Raw genomic sequence first — 14,975 nt, 5'->3', positions numbered from 1 at the left:
GCCCACCGATGCTGCGACCGGTGTTCGCTTCGACCGAGAAAGACCGCCGCCCGAGGCCAGGGTCTTCGACCCGGCTCAAGGCGACCCGATCCACTATAGGGACCGATCCACCGGAAGGCAAACGGCCTGCTGAACCGGTCCTGGCGCGGCCGAGAGCCCCTGCTGCGCAGGCGATCCCGCCTCCGGCGGCTCCCGCGCTCCGCCCTCCGCGCCCCCTCTATTCGGTGAGGAGCCGGCCCGTCCCCGTCCCCGGTGCGGCGTAGAGCCACTCGACCTCCATCCGCACCACCGCGACGCTCGCGGGCGGGAACTGCAGGAACCCACCGTGGGGACCCAGGTCGATGAACTCCGAGGCCATCTGCGCCACCGCCGGGTTGTGCCCCACCAGCATCACGGTGCCCACGTCCTTGGGGACCAGGTTCACCAGCTCGTAGAGCTCCCGGCCGCTCGCCCCGTACGCCGCCTCCTCGAAGTCGATCTGCGGCCGCCCCGGCATCTGCTCCAGGGCCAGCTCCAACGTCTCCCTCGTGCGGGTCGACGTCGAACAGATGACCTGGTCGGGCAGGATCCCCGCGTCGGCGAGGAGCGTCCCCACCTCCTGGGCCTGTCGGCGCCCCTTGACGGTCAGCTGCCGCGCGTGGTCCTCGCCGATCCCGTGCTGCGCCTGCGCATGGCGGACGATCACCAGCGTGCCCGTCATGGCGCCGCCACCGTGGCCACGACCGCCATCACCGCCATGAAGGCGAGCATGATGCCCACCACCGCGGCCAGGCCCTTCATCCCGGTCACGTGCCCCTCCTCTGCTTCGGCCCGCCCCCGCCGATCGGACCTGCACCGGCGGGATGGCGCCGGACGGTCCCCTGCGTCCGGGGCGTCTTCCCACAGCCTATGAAGCGTTGTACCGACATTCGTCTCCCCCCACCCTGTGGCTCCGTTCGGGTGGCCAGGGAAGAGGGGCGCCCCCGCCCGCACGGCAGGGACGCCCCTCTCCTCACTCTTCCGGCGTCACGCCCGCCGGCGGCGGCGATCGGCGCGTCGGTGCCGCGTCATCCGGGGAGGACTGCCTCGATCGCGGCGGTCACCTCGTCGCTGTCGGGCGCGACCTGCGGCGCGAAGCGCGCGGCGACCGTGCCGTCCGGGGCCACGAGGAACTTCTCGAAGTTCCAGCGGATGTCCCCGCTGTAGCCCTCCGCGTCGGCGGTGCCGACGAGCCCGGCGTAGAGCGGGTGCCGGTCGTCCCCGTTCACGTCGACCTTCTCCGTCATGGGGAAGGTGACGCCATAGGTCGCAGAGCAGAACTCCGCGATCTCCTCCGCACTACCGGGCTCCTGGCCCATGAACTGGTTGCAGGGCACCCCCAGGACGGTGAACCCGCGCGAGGCGTAGCGCCCCTGGAGCTCCTCCAGTGCCGTGTACTGAGGAGTGAGGCCGCACTTGGAGGCCACGTTGACGACCAGTACGGCCTTGTCGCGGTACCCGGACAGGTCGGCGGGGCCGCCGGTAAGGGCATCGATCTTGACATCGAGGACGGACATGTCGCTCCTTGGACGAGGTGGTGTGCCGGGGGTCGTGGTGCGAGCGTATGCGAACCGACCGTTCGGTCCCGCTGTTCAGTCCCCGTGTTCGGGGCGCGGGTCATGGGTGACGAAGAGGCACGCGGCACGGGGTCCGGTCCATAGAGACCGCTCCCGTCCTCCGGGAGGTCAAACGGCTCACCTTCGGCCCTCCTGCGTAGTCCGCCGTCTATAGCGCGCGTTCCCAGCGCAGCCGTCCTTCGGAGTCGACGCGCGGAGACAGCATCCCGTCGACCAGCCCGCCGTTCTCCAAGGCGTCCGCGACCTCTTCGAGGTAAGCGCCCAGGGAGGGCCATGCGCGCTCGAAGCCGCCACGGTCGTCATGGACGGCGCTGCCCAGCCGTCCCTGGTCCGGCCCCGGCCTCATGTCGATCACCTGGGAGTCCCCACCGAGTGCCGCCCAGGGGATCCATGAAGGGTGCCACCAGGGCTCCTCGCCGTCCTCCAGCAGGTCCTCCTCCTCTGCCGGGTCGTATTCGTCCACGCACATCCGCCAATGCGCGGCGATCCCCGCGACCGGCAGCGGCGGCTTCGGGAGAACGGGCGACCACCCCTGAATCCCTTCCTCCTTGCCGTCGTGGCAGGCGAGCGAAGCCAGCAGATCGGGTGGGAACCGCACCCCCATCTCGGATTGCGCGGCCTCCACCGCCTCGGGGTCAGCCGGGGGTCTGAGCAGTGCGAAGTCGGTCGGGGCGTGCCGACGCAGCCAGGTGTCGATCCGGGCCCAGGAGGCGGGCACCGAGGACTGGGGGAAGGCGGCACCGTTCGTCATGCCGGCGATCAAAGCAGACACCGGAGCCCGCCGGTACCCCGGAACGATGCCGCCGGAGAACGCCTCCGCCCTGGAACGGATACGGCGGAGGCCGCCCGGACAGGGGTCCGGGCGGCCTCCCGTGTCGATTCAGGAGAGCCCACGGAATCACCTCCGCGCCGTCCGGCCGAGCGGCCCCCGTATCACTGGCGCTCGGCCCGCGCGCGGAGTCTCGTCCCGCGTCGTGTCTCCTGCTCGCCTCGTCTCCTTAGAGCGTGTCGAGGACCTCCCCCAGGGACTCCATGACGTTCGACCGCCAGCCGCCGCTCATGATCGAGTGCGCACGGCGCTGCATGGGGTCGTCCGGGTCGAACCCCTCGTGGTGGAGGAAGAGCCGGGTCCCCTTCCCCTCGGGTTCGAGGGTCCAGGTGATCGTCCAGTCGGCGGCGTTCCCGCCTTCCGCGTCCTTCCAGCCGACCCGGATCATCTTCTCCGGCTCGAAGTCCAGGACCTGTGCCCGCACGGTGCCGGAGAACCCGGTGCCCGGCATGGCGCGCCCCTGCAACGTGTAGACGTGTCCGACCTCCAGGCGGAAGTCGCCGGGCATCAGCCAGCGCCCGATGAGCTCCGGCTCGGTCAGCGCCCGCCACACCTTCGCGGGCGGGTGCGGGAAGAACCGGTCGACCCGGATCTCGGTCAGGCCCTCGCCCCCCGTGTCCTCCAGGCCCACCTGGCCGTCCGGCCCATGGGCGCCTTCCGTGACGTCCCCCGTGTTCTCCGTCATGGCCGCTCCTCTCCTTCGTGTGCTTCGTGCTCGTCTCTCTGGTCCGTGGCGTCCTGTGGGCCCGTGTCACCCGGTCCGTCCGCGCCGCCCGCGTCCTCCGCGTCGTCCATCTCGTCGAGGACGTCCCCGAGGGCGGACAGGCGGTCGCGCCAGAACCGCTCGAACGGGTGCAGCCAGTCCTGGACTTCGGCCAGTGGAACCGCCTCCAGGCTGTAGAGCCGCTGCCGCCCTTCGCGCCGCTCGCTGACCAGTCCGGCCTCGCGGAGCGCCCGCAGGTGCTCGGAGAAGCTGGGGCGGGCCATGGCGAAGTGCTCGGCCATGCTCCGCACCGACTGGTCGCCCTCGTCGCGCAGCATCCGCAGCACTTCCCGGCGCACCGGGCTGGCGAGCGCGGAGAAGACCTGGTCGGTCCCGCCCGCGCGTTCAGTACGCGGCATCGACGTCCCCCTCCCGTGGTCGGAAGGGCGCGCCCCGCTCCCGGCCGGAGCCGGGGACCGGGGTAGGCCCAGTGTGTGTGATGTCCATGCACGCACAATAGGTAGGAAATTTCCTACCTGTCAAGCACGGGCCGCCCCGAACTCCGGACAGTGCGAAGGCCGAGGCCGCCCGGACGGGGGTCCGGGCGGCCTCGGCCCAGGGTTCGGCAGGCCTTGGGGCCCGCGGGATCAGTCCTTGGCGGTCCCGCCGGTGACCGGCTCCTTGTCGCCGTCACCCTCGCCGTCGTCGCCTTCGTCGCGCGCTTCGGACGTGTCCTCCGCGTCGCCCTTGGGGGCGGCCTCGACCCCGCGCTCAGAGCCCGGCTCGTCGGAGACCGGCGTCTCCTCCCGGGCGGCGGGGATCTGCTGCGCCGGGGCCTCGGTGCTCCCGCGGCGCTTGGACCACACGATCGCCCCGGCGATCACGCCCACGGCCACCACGGTCGCGCCCACGCGCAGCGCCACGTTGTCGGCGTAGAGCACCACGCTCGGCGCGATGATCAGCGCCACCAGGTTCATCACCTTCAGCAGCGGGTTGATCGCCGGGCCGGCGGTGTCCTTGAACGGGTCGCCGACCGTGTCGCCGATGACGGTGGCCTCGTGCGCCTCCGAGCCCTTGCCGCCGTGGTGGCCGTCCTCGACCAGCTTCTTGGCGTTGTCCCAGGCGCCGCCGGAGTTGGCGAGGAACACCGCCATGAGCGCGCCGGCCGCGATCGCGCCGCCGAGGAAGGCGCCCAGCGAGGCGTACCCGAGGGCGAAGCCGACCGCGATCGGCGTGAGCACCGCCAGCAGCCCGGGGGTGACCAGCTCGCGCAGCGAGTCGCGGGTGCAGATGTCGACCACCCGCGCGTACTCGGGCTTCTCGGTGCCGTCCATGATCCCCGGGCGGCTGCGGAACTGCTCGCGGACCTCCATGACGACCCGCCCGGCGGCGCGGCCGACCGCCATCACGGCCAGGCCGGAGAAGAGGAACACCACCGAGGCGCCGATGATGACGCCGACGAGCACGTTGGGCTGGTCGATGGAGAGGCTGAAGGTGTCGGCCGCGTCCCCGAGCGCCCCTTCCACCGAGGTGCGGAACGCCCCGAACAGTGCGGTGGCGGCGAGCACCGCGGTGGCGATCGCGATGCCCTTGGTGATCGCCTTGGTGGTGTTGCCCACCGCGTCGAGGCTGGTGAGGGCGTCGGCGCCGCGGCCCTCGACGTCGCCGGACATCTCGGCGATGCCCTGGGCGTTGTCGGAGACCGGGCCGAAGGTGTCCATGGCGACGATGACGCCGACCGTGGTGAGCAGCCCGGTCCCGGCCAGGGCGACGGCGAAGAGGCTGACGGTGACCGAGACGCCGCCGATGAGGAAGGCCGCGTACACGGCACCGGCGATGAGCAGGGCCGAGTAGACCGCCGACTCCAGGCCGACCGAGATGCCGGACAGGATGACCGTCGCGGCACCGGTCTCCGAGCTCTCCCCGATCTCCCTGACCGGCCGCATGGTGGTCTCGGTGAAGTAGCCGGTGAGGAGCTGGATGGCCGCCGCCAGCAGGAGGCCGACCAGGACCGAGCCGAACGCGATCAGCCGCGGGTCGCCGTCGAGGGCGGCGGTGGCCTCGTCCACGCCCTGCAGCTCGGCGAAGCTGGAGGGCAGGTAGGTGTAGGAGGTGATGGCGACCAGCACGGCCGAGATCACCGCCGAGATGAAGAACCCGCGGTTGATGGCCGACATCGCGTTCTTGTCCCGCGTGCGGGGGGCCGTGACGAAGATGCCGATCATCGCGGTGATGACGCCGATCATCGGCACCAGCAGCGGGAAGACCAGTCCTTCCACGCCGAAGGCGACGCGGCCCAGGATGAGCGAGGCCACCAGGACCACGGCGTAGGACTCGAAGAGGTCGGCGGCCATGCCCGCGCAGTCGCCGACGTTGTCGCCCACGTTGTCGGCGATGGTGGCGGCGTTGCGGGGGTCGTCCTCGGGGATGCCCTGTTCGACCTTGCCGACGAGGTCGGCTCCGACGTCGGCCGCCTTGGTGAAGATGCCGCCGCCGACACGCATGAACATGGCGAGCAGCGCGGCACCGAAGCCGAAGCCCTCCAGGACGATGGGCGCGTCGCCGCGGTAGGCGAGCACGACGATCGCCGCGCCGAGCAGCCCCAGGCCGACGGTGAACATGCCCGCGACGCCGCCGGTCCGGAAGGCGATGCGCATCGCCCGGTGCTCTCCGGCCTGGCCGCCCTCCCGGGCGGCGGCGGCCACGCGCACGTTCCCGCGGACCGCGAGCCACATCCCGATGAAGCCGGTCAGTGCGGAGAAGACCGCGCCTATCGCGAAGAACACCGAGCGCCCGTACCTGACCGCCTCGCTGTCGGCGGGCAGGAGGAGAAGGAGCAGGGGAATGACGACGATGAAAACGACGAGGGTGCGGAACTGGCGTTTGAGATACGCCGCCGCGCCCTCTTGCACCGCGAGCGCGATGTTCTGCATCCGCTCGGTTCCCTGTCCGGCGTTGAGAACCTCACGCACGAGGGCCCCGGCGACGGCGAGCGCGAGGAGCGCCACCACCAGGACCACGACGACGAGCGTGAAATTCATGCCGTCCAGGGCGAGCGCCGGGCCGCTGTCCACGGCGAGGCTGCTGAGCCCAGACAATCCGTCCTCCTAGAGACGGGCACGTACCGGCCCCGCAGGCGCAGCGCACGGCGTGCACGGCGCGCAGAGCAGGGTCATGTGGGTGCCACCACCACGTACTGCACGTATTCTTCGGTTATCGGTCATCGAGCATCGGTGCCGCCGGCGCCGGCGGGCACGATGTTCGGGGATTCTACGCACCGGGGCAGCGAAAAGTGAGGGCCGGACCGGCCCTTGTTGCATTGGGCCCGGATATGTGATCACTCGGTGATCTCGGGGGTTGGGTATTTCCTTCTTTGGTCGACACTGCGCACTATTGTGGGTAATTGCGGATTCGTCGCCAGAAATGTGGAGGAAATACTCGTCAGGGCCGATAGACGGCATGCGCCCCACAGGCCACAGGGGCCACACCCCCGCTCAGGGGAAACGGAACGGCGGGGCCCTCCCGGGACGGGAGGGCCCCGCCGTGGCGGGTGGTGGGGTCTGGAAGGCCGGCCTCGGATCATGAACCGGCGCGGCGCATGAGGGTGCGGGCGATGCGGGCCGCGCAGGCCAGGTGGTGCACGTAGTCGTGCTGGAGGTCCCGGTCGGGCGCTGTGCGGTCGAGCACGATGTCGGTGTCCGGGGAGAGCGTGAGGGTGATCTTGTCGCCGTTCTCCTCGATGCGGATCTGGTCCGGGGTGAGCTTGGAGAGCGTGCGGTGGGGCTCGGGGCCGGGGTCGGACCGGGTGCCGGTCATCGGGTGCCTCCGTCGGGCGCGGGACGTGCGGGGCGCGCGGGGTGTTCGCGGTCGCGCAGGTAGCTGCGGGCGTAGCCGGGCGGGGTGAACTCGGTCAGGGCGAAGTCGAGGGCGTCGACGTCGCTGGCGGCCAGGGTGATGTTCTTCCGGGTGCGGTGGTGGGCCTGGTAGGGGGCGCGGGCGTCGGGTTCGTAGGTCAGGCGCCACAGGGCGCGGTGGCGGACGTCGGCCTGGCAGAAGCGGGCGTAGTCGGGGATGGAGACGGGCGTCGTGTAGGGGCGCGCGTGGCGGGGGCGGTGGACGAAGGCGTCGGGCGAGGGGCGCTGGGCCCGCGCCGCGGCGGCGGCCTCGGAGCGGGCGATGGCCGCCTTCAGGCGGGCCTCCTGGGAGGGCCGGGACGGGCGCAGGGCCCGGATCGGGGCCACGAAGACGGTCGTGGCCAGCGCGGAGAGTGACGCGAAGAGACGTGCGGGCATGAGGGTGTCCTCTGATCAGGCCGGATGCGGTCCGGCGCGAGCCAGGACCTCATCTTGACTCTGAATCTTCAGACTTTCAAGATTTCATATGAAGCTGCATCACTCTTTGTAGCTTCATCCCACGATCTTCAGGATGTAGGTGTTCACGTATGACCGGTTCGCGAAGCTCACGCCGTGCTCGTAAGGTCCCTGATAGTGATCCGAGCGAGGGAGGGGCCATGGCCGATCAGAAGCGGCAATCGATCCGGCGACGGCGCCTGTCCGCCGAGGTCAAGAAGGCTCGGATCCAGGCCGGTATGACGATCGATGATGTGGCCGAAGCGACCGAGTGGTCAGTGGGCAAGATCAGCAACATCGAGACCGGCGTCCGTCTCCGACCTACGGTCATGGAGATCAAGGGCCTGCTCGATGTCTACGGTGTCACTGACGAATCCAAGCGAGAGGCCCTGCTCTCACTGACCCGACAGGCTCGGGAGAAGGGCTGGTGGTCGAAGTACTCCGACATCTTCGTCAGCGAGTACCCCGCCTTCGAGTCAGAGGCTCGGGTCATCCACACGTACGAGCTGGCGATGATCCCTGGACTACTTCAGACACCGGGATATGTCGAGCTCCTTCAGCGCGCGATCCTGCGCAGGAACCCGCTGGACATCGACCGAGTCATCGAGACCCGCAAGCAACGACAGGCCATCCTCGCTGCGGTCGACGCACCTGAGTACTGGGCGGTGATCGACGAAGGTGCACTGCGGCGCTTCGAGAGCGACGTACCAGTGTTCCGCGAGCAGGTTCAGCACCTGATCGACCTCGCCGAGGACGACAACACCGTGACGATTCAGGTTCTCCCGTTCAGTAGCGGCATGCACGCTGGGCTTAAGGGGAGCTTCGTCCTCCTTGACTTCGTCGAAGGGGTGAACCCCATCGTCTACACGGAGACCGACACCGATGGCCTGTACCTGGAGGACTCGGAGGAGATAGACAGGTACCGACGCCTGTTCGACCACGTCAGGACATCGGCGCGCTATCCTGACGCGTCACTTCAGATCATGAAAGACATGCTCAAGGACCACCGATGAACAACCCATCAGACTTCACGCTCGCGTTCCGGAAGTCCAGTTACTCTGATCGCGACAACTGCGTCGAAGTCGCCGATCTCTCGGGGGGCTCGGCTGTTCGCGACTCGCAGCACCCCGAGCGCGGGCATCTACTCTTCAGCGCCGCCGAGTGGCGCGCCTTCCTCAACGAGGTCAAGCGCGACCGCCTCTGAGCTCCGCCGACCGACCCGGCCCCCGGCGTTCGTCGGGGGCCTCACCCCTCAACGGCGCAGGCGCAGGCGGGACGTGTCGATCTCGCCGCTCTCCCCCGCCTCGACGGCGTCCGCCACTGAACGGGCGTGGGCCGCCGCCCCCAGAGCGTCGACGCCCGACGGCGCCTCAGGGCCGAACTCCTCGACCCGCTCCGCCCCGCGCCGGAGCAGTCGCGCCGCGCCGACCCGGTTCCCCCGCTGCGCATGCGTCAGTCCCACCGCGATCTGCGCCAGCCCCCGCCACAGCTCGCGCTCCGGCCCCTCGACGCCCTTCCACACCGCCTCCAGCACCTCGTGCGCGTGGAAGGCGTACCCGTCATCCAAGAGCGCCTGGGCCTCGTCCAGCCCCTCCTCCGGTGCGAACACGGCGTCGTCGGGCACCCGGGGAACCCCCGGGGAGCCATAAGGAAGCGGGCGGCCGTACCGGTCCCTCGGGCGCTGGTTCTGGGCGCGCCCCTCGGGATTGCGGTCCCTGTCGGCCCTGCCCGCGCTGCGCGCGCTTCCCGCCATGGCGTCGCCCCTCCTCAGTGCGTCCCGCGCTCGTCCGCCTCTCCCCCGATTGTGCCGTGCCCGCCCTCAGGCGTCGGGCTCGGTGTCCCGAAGCCACCCCAGAAGCGCGTCGTTGACCGCCTCAGGCCGCTCCTGGTGCGGAAAGTGTCCCGCGCCCTCCACCGTCCTCCAGCGGTACGGCGCGTCGACGTACCGCCCCGACCCGCGCGCGGTCGACGGCAGCAGGAACGGGTCGCGGTCACCGTGCAGCTGAAGGGTCGGCACCCCGGCGGGGCGGCGCATCCGGCGCCGGTACCGGTAGCCGTCGGGGCGCACCTGGGATCGGAACAGCCAGCGCTGGTACTCCAAGGAGCAGTGCGCCACCCCCGGGATCCGGAAGGCCTCCCGGCACCGCCGCTCGGTCTCCCGGTCGGGCCAGCCGGGCGCGGCGGACCAGTCGCGGAGCATCTCCCCCACGCGCGCGGCGCCGTCGGCCACCAGCGCGCGCTCGGGGACCATGGGCACCTGGTTGCCGAAGAGGCGGCGCCCCGCCCACGTCTGCTCGGGCCGCCCCAGCAGCCCGTTGCGGAGCATCAGAGGGTGCGGGGCCGAGACCGCCGCGAGGCGCCGCACCGACCACGGGTAGTAGGCCGCCATCGTCCAGGCGACCAGGCCGCCGGTGCCGTGTCCGGCGACCGCGGCGTTCGGCTCGCCCAGCGCGCGCACCAGTCCGGCCGCGTCCGAGGCGGCGGTCACCAGGTCGTATCCGCGCGGGGGCTTGTCGCTGGCGCCGAAGCCGCGCAGGTCCACGGCGACGGCGCGGTACCCGGCATCGGCGAGCGCGCCGATCTGGGCGTGCCAGGACCACCAGAACCAGGGGAAGCCGTGCAGCAGCAGCACCAGCGGCCCGTCGCCCGCCTCGGCCACGTGGAACCGGGTGCCGGCCGCGCTGACGGTCCGGTGCTTCCAGGGCCCCTCGACCAGGGCCGCGCTGTCGTCAGGGATGGGCGCGTCGTGGGCCATGGGCGCCTGCGTCCGCGCGGGCGCGGGTCAGCGCTCGGCCGTGTGCTCGCGGCGGAGCACCGACACGGTGGTGGCCATGGTGGTGCCGAACCGCTCCAGGCCCTTGATCTTGCGCAGGTGCAGCACGCCGATACCGATCAGGATCGCCGCGACCAGCAGGTAGAACAGCGTGACGATCAGGAAGGAGATCCACGCGGACAGCCCCGCGACGTCGTAGAGGAACAGGCCCGCCGTCACCGAGAACAGGATCAGGAACAGGTGCAGCAGCACGGCGGCGACGACGAACATCGCCGAGCCCTTGCCGACCTGCTTGGCGTCCCGCGCCAGTTCGAGCTTGGCCAGCTCCAGTTCGAGGCGGACGAGCTTGGAGATGTTCCCGCTCGCCTCGGAGACGAGCTCCCCGAGCGACCGGTCGGCGGCGTCGAACTCCTCGGCCCCCTGGCCACTCGACGGGTTCTCGGGCATCGCGGTGTCTCCCTTCCTTCCGTCGAACGCTCCCCGCATCCTTGCACATTTGCCATGTGGGGCGTCGCCCCCGGCGCGCGGTTCGGCGCGCCCGCGGACGTTGCCGCGGGCGCGCCGAAGGGCGGTGGGCCGGAGCCGGCCGCCTAGTCGTCGTCGCCGGAGCCCGCCCCGAAGGCGGTGCGGATCTTGTCCATGGCACCGGCGTCGGTCAGCGTCGACACGTCGCCCAGCTCCCGGTTCTCGGCCACGTCGCGCAGCAGGCGGCGCATGATCTTGCCGGAGCGGGTCTTGGGCAGCTCGGGCACGACCATGATCTGGCGCGGCTTGGCGATCGGGCCCAGGGACGCGGCCACGTGCTCGCGCAGCTCCTTGACCAGGTCCTCGCCGCCGTCGCCGGCCTCGCCGCGCAGGATCACGAAGGCGACGATGGCCTGCCCCGTGGTCGGGTCGGTGGCGCCGACCACCGCGGACTCGGCGACCTTGGGGTGGGCCACCAGGGCCGACTCCACCTCGGTGGTGGAGATGTTGTGCCCGGAGACGAGCATGACGTCGTCCACGCGGCCCAGCAGCCAGATGTCGCCGTCCTCGTCGCGCTTGGCGCCGTCGCCCGGGAAGTACAGGCCCTCGAAGCGCGACCAGTAGGTGTCCTTGTAGCGCTCCGGGTCGCCCCAGATGCCGCGGAGCATCGACGGCCAGGGCTCTCGCACCACGATGAAACCGCCGCCGCCCGGGGGCACCGACTCGCCCTTCTCGTCGACGACGTCGGCGGCGATGCCCGGCAGCGGGCGCATGGCGGCGCCGGGCTTGCCCGAGTGGACGCCGGGCAGCGGGCTGACCATGATCGCGCCGGTCTCGGTCTGCCACCAGGTGTCGACCACCGGGGTGCGGTCGCCGCCGATGTTCTTGCGGTACCAGGTGTAGGCCTCGGGGTTGATGGGCTCGCCCACCGACCCCAGGACGCGCAGGCTCGACAGGTCGAAGCCCGCGGGGATGTCCTCGCCCCACTTCATGAAGGTGCGGATGGCGGTGGGGGCCATGTAGGCGATGGTCACCCCGTACTTCTCCACGATCTCCCAGAAGCGGCCCTTGTGCGGGGTGTCCGGGGTGCCCTCGTACATGACCGAGGTGGCGCCGTTGGAGAGCGGGCCGTAGACGATGTAGGAGTGGCCGGTGACCCAGCCGATGTCGGCGGCGGTCCAGAAGACGTCGGACTCGGGCTTGAGGTCGAACACCGCCCAGTGGGTGTAGGACACCTGGGTCAGGTAGCCGCCGGTGGTGTGCAGGATGCCCTTGGGCTTGGCCGTGGTGCCGCTGGTGTACATGATGTACAGCGGGTGCTCGGCGTCGTGGCCCTCGGCGGTGTGCTCGGTGGACTGGCGGTCGACGATGTCGTGCCACCACACGTCGCGGCCGTCGGTCCAGTCGACGTCCTGGCCGGTGCGGCGCACCACCAGCACGTGCTCGACCGCCGGGCGGTCCTTGACGGCCTCGTCCACCGCGGGCTTGAGCGAGCTGGGCTTGCCGCGGCGGTAGCCGCCGTCGGCGGTGACGACGACCTTGGCCGCGCTGTCGTCGAGGCGGGTGCCCAGGGCGTCCACCGAGAAGCCGCCGAAGACGACCATGTGCACCGCGCCGATGCGGGCGCAGGCCAGCATCGCCACCACGGTCTCGGGGATCATCGGCATGTAGACGGCGACCCGGTCGCCCTTCTCCACGCCCAGCTCCAGCAGGGCGTTGGAGGCCTGGCACACCATGTCCTTGAGCTCGGCGTAGGTGATGGTGCGCGTGTCGCCGGGCTCGCCCTCCCAGTGGTAGGCGACCTTGTCGCCGCGGCCGGCGTCGACGTGGCGGTCGAGGCAGTTCACGGCGGCGTTGATGGTGCCGCCCGTGAACCACTTGGCGAACGGGGGGTCCCAGTCCAGGACGCGGTCCCAGGGCTGCTCCCACTTCAGGCGCTCGGCCTGCTTCGCCCAGAAGGCGAGGCGGTCGTCGTCCGCCTCGGCGTAGGCGTCGGCCTTCACGTTGGCCGCGGCGGCGAGGTCCTCCGGCGGCGGGAACCGACGTGACTCGTGAAGCAGGTTGGACAGGGTCTCTTGCCCCTGGGGAGTCTCAGCCACCGTTACAGCTCCTTCGCGTGTCGTAGGCCTGCTTGCCCTATGTACTGAATCACGTGGCGCGGACCACTCCATCAAGCGGGTGCGGCCAGGACAAGGGAGCGCAGGTGCGAAAACGGCGAGCGGTCGCGGGGGAACGGCGAGCGGTCGATTACCCGCGCGTAGCGTTCGGCGTAGTGTGGTCCGCGTGAATGCGGCAACGACCGATCCGCTGGCGCGGATCGCGGAACTCAGCGGCGTCGGCGAGGCGGTCGACGAGGCGCGCACCGTGGTGGACAAGCTGTTGGGCCACCGGGTGCTGCGGCGGCGCAGCGCGGATGTGTCCCTGGAGTCGGCCCTGCGCGGGGCGCACGCCTCGGCCGTGCTCGACGGGGCGGACGTGTCCCTGGAGCAGGTGCGCGCCGGTGAGGTCGAGGACGCCCGCGTGAAGGGGGCGCTGCGGGTCTCCGGCGAGCTGGGTCAGTTGGTCGAGACGTGGCCGAAGGCACCGCGGCAGGTGCTGGCGCGGCTGCACACGCTCGCCGCCGCCGACGCCTTCGCGGGGGACGTCGCCGACCGGCTCGGTCGGCCGCGGGCGGTCGGGGAGACGGCGCAGGACCCGATGGGGCTGGGCGCCCCGCCGTCGCCGGTCGAGGTCGAGGCGCGGCTGGAGGCGCTCGGTGCGCTGCTGGAGCGGCGCTCGTCGGCGCCCGCGCTGGTGGTGTCGGCGGTCGTGCACGGCGAGCTGATGGCGCTGCGGCCCTTCGGGTGGGGCGACGGCCTGGTGGCGCGCGCGGCCGAGCGGCTGGTGCTGATCGAGCGCGGGCTGGACCCCAAGTCGCTGGCGGCGCCGGAGCTGGGGCACGAGCAGCGGCGCGAGGGCTACGCCGAGGGGCTGCGGGGCTACCTCACGGGGACGCCGGAGGGCGTGCGCGCGTGGGTGCTGCACTGCTGCGCCGCGGTCGCCGACGGCGCACGGGACTCCCTGGCGACCTGCGAGGCACTGAAGCGGGGCTGACCCGGGCCCGGGACGGGCGGCGACGACTGCGAAGCGCTGAAGCAGGGCTGAACCGCACCCGGGACGGGCGGCGACGTCTCGTTTCGGTCACAACCGCCGCGCGTGCGAACGGCGCCCCGGCCTCCTCCGCGGAGGAGCGGCCGAGACGCCGCCGCGGGCGAGCCACCTCGGGCTATCAGGCGTGCTGTTTACGCTCCGACCTGGACGGATCCAGGTACGGACGGGCCTCTCGCGGCTTGGTGACGCGTGGGTACCCGGGCGCCGCGCCCGGTGGGCCACTGCCCACCTCCTGCTTCTGTTGTACGCCTGATCAGGCGTTTTGAAAAGGGGTGAGGGCGGTTCCGCCCGGCGCGTGCGTGGTAACGTTGCGTATCAGATCTGTTACCTCGTACGCGCGCGCAGCGACCGCGGACCTCCCCCTCCCCGTCCCGGCACGCGCGGCCCGGCGGTGCCCCGTGCCCGCCGGTCCGGTACCACTCGACTCTCCCCGGACCCGAACGGTGCCCGAGGCGTACGCATTTGAACCTCTCCAGGAACGGAGCCGGCTCTACCCCCCCGGAGCCGGACCGAGAGACGGCCCCCGCTATCCCCCCGGCGGGGGCCGTCACCTTTTCCGGGCCCCGCCCCAGCGGGCGGGCCGACAGGTCCCCCACTCACGGACTCCGGCCGAGCGGCAGGCCGACAGAGCGCAACGTTGAGGGCGGCGACGACAGAGGGCCTCGCCCCTTGGCGCAGCGCCGTCGACCGCAGGCGTGCGAGTAGTCACCGTCGACGGCGGCGACGGAGTGAGCGGGGCGGTTCCCCGGCCCTGCTTGCCGTCCGGCGGGTTCCTCGCGGTCCGGGCGGGCGGCTGAGCAGGTACCCCGCTCAAGGGCCCCGGCCGAGCGCCGGGCCGCCTGAGTGTGAGCGAGATGGCGGCGACGAGGAAGCGCGGCGGCACCTGCGGCAGCGCTGTCGGGAACGACGCGTGCGGGCGGTCGCCGTGACTGGCAGCGACGGCAAGAGCCCGGCGGTTCCCGGGCGCTGCCAGCCGGGCGGCGGGCCCCTCGCGGTCCGGGACGCGGTGGCGGAGGTGCGTGCCCGCCCGTGTTCGCAGCACCCGCACCCCCGGTTCCCCTCCTCGTTGATCTCGGGAAAAACGCCCCTACCGGGCCGGTTTTAGCGTCCA

Annotated in this window: 15 protein-coding genes; 3 read left to right on the top strand and 12 right to left on the bottom strand. The window is 71.4% G+C overall.

Features of this window, described 5'->3' with window-relative positions:
- Positions 1-217 precede the first annotated feature (217 nt).
- The 8 genes from O4J56_RS29765 to O4J56_RS29730 all read right to left on the bottom strand — a co-directional run bounded on the left by O4J56_RS29765 (position 218) and on the right by O4J56_RS29730 (position 7,419).
- Positions 218-700, bottom strand: a complete 483-nt coding sequence (locus tag O4J56_RS29765; protein WP_270690406.1) for a SixA phosphatase family protein — start codon at positions 698-700, stop codon at positions 218-220.
- 346 nt (positions 701-1,046) lie between these two features.
- A complete protein-coding gene (locus O4J56_RS29760) occupies positions 1,047-1,535 on the bottom strand; it encodes a glutathione peroxidase (RefSeq protein ID WP_270690405.1) in 489 nt (162 codons plus the stop codon).
- Between the two features lie 208 nt (positions 1,536-1,743).
- Complete coding sequence (locus tag O4J56_RS29755) at positions 1,744-2,346, bottom strand: SMI1/KNR4 family protein (protein WP_270690403.1); 603 nt, start codon at positions 2,344-2,346, stop codon at positions 1,744-1,746.
- Between the two features lie 247 nt (positions 2,347-2,593).
- Positions 2,594-3,109 carry an SRPBCC family protein gene (locus O4J56_RS29750; protein WP_270690402.1) on the bottom strand — a complete coding sequence of 172 codons (516 nt, stop codon included), beginning with the start codon at positions 3,107-3,109 and terminating at the stop codon, positions 2,594-2,596.
- Positions 3,106-3,546: an ArsR/SmtB family transcription factor gene (locus O4J56_RS29745; protein ID WP_270690400.1), complete on the bottom strand. Its 441-nt coding sequence runs from the start codon at positions 3,544-3,546 to the stop codon at positions 3,106-3,108. Before O4J56_RS29745 ends, O4J56_RS29750 begins: the two co-directional genes overlap by 4 nt.
- A 228-nt stretch (positions 3,547-3,774) precedes the next feature.
- Positions 3,775-6,168, bottom strand: coding sequence for a sodium-translocating pyrophosphatase (locus O4J56_RS29740; RefSeq protein WP_408639194.1), 2,394 nt, complete (start codon positions 6,166-6,168; stop codon positions 3,775-3,777).
- Positions 6,169-6,706: 538 nt separating this feature from the next.
- Complete coding sequence (locus O4J56_RS29735) at positions 6,707-6,943, bottom strand: hypothetical protein (protein WP_270690396.1); 237 nt, start codon at positions 6,941-6,943, stop codon at positions 6,707-6,709.
- On the bottom strand, positions 6,940-7,419 hold the full coding sequence (locus tag O4J56_RS29730; protein ID WP_270690395.1) for a hypothetical protein: 480 nt from the start codon (positions 7,417-7,419) through the stop codon (positions 6,940-6,942). Before O4J56_RS29730 ends, O4J56_RS29735 begins: the two co-directional genes overlap by 4 nt.
- A gap of 218 nt (positions 7,420-7,637) precedes the next feature.
- Between O4J56_RS29730 and O4J56_RS29725 the strand changes: the two genes are divergently transcribed.
- Together O4J56_RS29725 and O4J56_RS29720 are read left to right on the top strand one after the other, a co-directional pair.
- Positions 7,638-8,489 carry a helix-turn-helix domain-containing protein gene (locus O4J56_RS29725; protein WP_270690394.1) on the top strand — a complete coding sequence of 284 codons (852 nt, stop codon included), beginning with the start codon at positions 7,638-7,640 and terminating at the stop codon, positions 8,487-8,489.
- Positions 8,486-8,680 (top strand): DUF397 domain-containing protein, encoded by a 195-nt coding sequence (locus O4J56_RS29720; RefSeq protein WP_270690393.1) that lies wholly within the window; start codon positions 8,486-8,488, stop codon positions 8,678-8,680. Before O4J56_RS29725 ends, O4J56_RS29720 begins: the two co-directional genes overlap by 4 nt.
- Positions 8,681-8,728: 48 nt before the next feature.
- Here O4J56_RS29720 and O4J56_RS29715 read toward each other — a convergent pair whose 3' ends face one another.
- The 4 genes from O4J56_RS29715 to acs all read right to left on the bottom strand — a co-directional run bounded on the left by O4J56_RS29715 (position 8,729) and on the right by acs (position 12,813).
- Positions 8,729-9,229, bottom strand: a complete 501-nt coding sequence (locus tag O4J56_RS29715) for a DUF309 domain-containing protein (RefSeq protein ID WP_270690392.1) — start codon at positions 9,227-9,229, stop codon at positions 8,729-8,731.
- Positions 9,230-9,295: 66 nt separating this feature from the next.
- The gene (locus O4J56_RS29710; RefSeq protein ID WP_270690391.1) at positions 9,296-10,231 is read right to left on the bottom strand and encodes an alpha/beta fold hydrolase; all 936 of its coding nucleotides are present in this window, start codon (positions 10,229-10,231) and stop codon (positions 9,296-9,298) included.
- Between the two features lie 27 nt (positions 10,232-10,258).
- A complete protein-coding gene (locus O4J56_RS29705; RefSeq protein WP_270690389.1) occupies positions 10,259-10,696 on the bottom strand; it encodes a phage holin family protein in 438 nt (145 codons plus the stop codon).
- Between the two features lie 143 nt (positions 10,697-10,839).
- Positions 10,840-12,813 (bottom strand): acetate--CoA ligase, encoded by a 1,974-nt coding sequence (gene acs / locus O4J56_RS29700; RefSeq protein WP_270690388.1) that lies wholly within the window; start codon positions 12,811-12,813, stop codon positions 10,840-10,842.
- Positions 12,814-12,997: 184 nt separating this feature from the next.
- On the opposite strand from acs, the gene O4J56_RS29695 reads away from it, so the two are divergent.
- Positions 12,998-13,807, top strand: coding sequence for a Fic family protein (locus tag O4J56_RS29695; protein ID WP_408639193.1), 810 nt, complete (start codon positions 12,998-13,000; stop codon positions 13,805-13,807).
- The last annotated feature ends 1,168 nt before the right edge of the window (positions 13,808-14,975 follow it).

The sequence above is a fragment of the Nocardiopsis endophytica genome (genome assembly GCF_027706725.1).
GTDB classification, from domain to species: Bacteria; Actinomycetota; Actinomycetes; order Streptosporangiales; family Streptosporangiaceae; genus Nocardiopsis_A; species Nocardiopsis_A endophytica.
The sequence above is the reverse complement of the archived record's forward strand: the minus strand, read 5'-3'. Positions and strand labels throughout refer to the sequence as shown.

Bases quoted from the DNA above. Each gene is read 5' to 3' on its own strand.
- O4J56_RS29765 (WP_270690406.1), bottom strand. From the start codon at position 700: ATGACGGGCACGCTGGTGATCGTCCGCCATGCGCAGGCGCAGCACGGG.
- O4J56_RS29760 (WP_270690405.1), bottom strand. From the start codon at position 1,535: ATGTCCGTCCTCGATGTCAAGATCGATGCCCTTACCGGCGGCCCCGCC.
- O4J56_RS29755 (WP_270690403.1), bottom strand. From the start codon at position 2,346: ATGACGAACGGTGCCGCCTTCCCCCAGTCCTCGGTGCCCGCCTCCTGG.
- O4J56_RS29750 (WP_270690402.1), bottom strand. From the start codon at position 3,109: ATGACGGAGAACACGGGGGACGTCACGGAAGGCGCCCATGGGCCGGAC.
- O4J56_RS29745 (WP_270690400.1), bottom strand. From the start codon at position 3,546: ATGCCGCGTACTGAACGCGCGGGCGGGACCGACCAGGTCTTCTCCGCG.
- O4J56_RS29740 (WP_408639194.1), bottom strand. From the start codon at position 6,168: ATGAATTTCACGCTCGTCGTCGTGGTCCTGGTGGTGGCGCTCCTCGCG.
- O4J56_RS29735 (WP_270690396.1), bottom strand. From the start codon at position 6,943: ATGACCGGCACCCGGTCCGACCCCGGCCCCGAGCCCCACCGCACGCTC.
- O4J56_RS29730 (WP_270690395.1), bottom strand. From the start codon at position 7,419: ATGCCCGCACGTCTCTTCGCGTCACTCTCCGCGCTGGCCACGACCGTC.
- O4J56_RS29725 (WP_270690394.1), top strand. From the start codon at position 7,638: ATGGCCGATCAGAAGCGGCAATCGATCCGGCGACGGCGCCTGTCCGCC.
- O4J56_RS29720 (WP_270690393.1), top strand. From the start codon at position 8,486: ATGAACAACCCATCAGACTTCACGCTCGCGTTCCGGAAGTCCAGTTAC.
- O4J56_RS29715 (WP_270690392.1), bottom strand. From the start codon at position 9,229: ATGGCGGGAAGCGCGCGCAGCGCGGGCAGGGCCGACAGGGACCGCAAT.
- O4J56_RS29710 (WP_270690391.1), bottom strand. From the start codon at position 10,231: ATGGCCCACGACGCGCCCATCCCTGACGACAGCGCGGCCCTGGTCGAG.
- O4J56_RS29705 (WP_270690389.1), bottom strand. From the start codon at position 10,696: ATGCCCGAGAACCCGTCGAGTGGCCAGGGGGCCGAGGAGTTCGACGCC.